The sequence below is a fragment of the Okeania sp. SIO2C9 genome (assembly GCF_010672455.1).
Taxonomy (GTDB): Bacteria; Cyanobacteriota; Cyanobacteriia; order Cyanobacteriales; family Microcoleaceae; genus Okeania.
Window position 1 is genome coordinate 1 of the sequence record NZ_JAAHGO010000281.1, and the last position, 1121, is coordinate 1121.

1 protein-coding gene and 1 pseudogene are annotated in these 1121 nt (G+C 39.1%); both read left to right on the forward strand.

Annotated features, from left to right (window positions below; translation table 11 throughout):
- Positions 1-561, forward strand: a pseudogene (locus F6K23_RS41020) (glycoside hydrolase family 19 protein); the annotation flags it as partial.
- A gap of 9 nt (positions 562-570) precedes the next feature.
- Positions 571-822: a hypothetical protein gene (locus F6K23_RS41025; protein WP_293167022.1), complete on the forward strand. Its 252-nt coding sequence runs from the start codon at positions 571-573 to the stop codon at positions 820-822.
- Positions 823-1121 lie beyond the last annotated feature (299 nt).

The window sequence follows — 1121 nt, forward strand, 5'->3', positions numbered from 1 at the left end:
TCCAGCGATTCCCTGACATTTAAGCAGGTGTGCGATGCGGTATTAAAGGTAGTACCAGCGACAATGCGAAAATATGCTACCAAATCAGTTCCACTAATCTTGAGTGAGTGCAATAATTGTGGGATAAGCGATCGCGCTCAAATTGCTTACATTTTAGCGACAGCAGAGCATGAGTCACATTTAGGTCAATGGATGACAGAGTTTGCATCAGGTTCTCGCTATGAAGGAAGACGTGATTTGGGCAATACTCAACCAGGAGATGGCAAGCGTTATAAGGGTATAGGTTACACCCAATTGACAGGGCGTACAAACTATCAGCGTTGGAGTGATAAACTCGATATTGATTTAGTTTCTAATCCAGAGCAAGCTGCTCAACCACAAATTGCTGCCAGAATCATGGTACAAGCCATGAAAGAAGGCTCATTTACTGGTGCGGGTTTAGACAACTATATTAATGGTTCTAAGCATGATTTTCGTAATGCCCGACGCATTATTAATGGCCTAGACAGAGCCGATCAAATTGCTAACATTGCCCAGAGATATTATTCTGTTATTTCTTGAGATTATTATATGATTAACCATTCCCGTCGCTACAGCATCAATGTCCATCGTGCTTCTGAAGGAGCTGTAGTTCTTAGCATCTCCCTCGATTTAGAAATGTCTCCTGAATGTGCTCAAGTTATCTCTGAGGATTTGCGTACTGCCGCTTTGCAAACTAATGAAGGTAGATTACTGGAAGCAATTGCTAGAACAGATGCTGAGGTGATTAACCTAATTGCTAATGAATTAGAGATTGCAACCAAGCAGCCTTGGGGTGATTAATAAGTAATAATTTATAGCAGGAGGCAGGAGGAAAAGCCAAGTTATATCTGAGTTTGGGACTTTCTTAATGTCTTAACCGCCTTGGTAATTGCTATATAAGTAATAAGTTATAAGTTATAAGCTATAGGTAATAAGTAAAATGATATACTGCTGCGATAAATGAAAATTAACTAACTATAATTACCTATGACTAAACACTATGTTGTTTTTACTAGAAAGGTTATTCCTCAAGTAAATAAATCTAACTTGGTTTGGGCAGCTCATACAGCAAATGCTGCTGCTAATTTAGGTTATTCAAC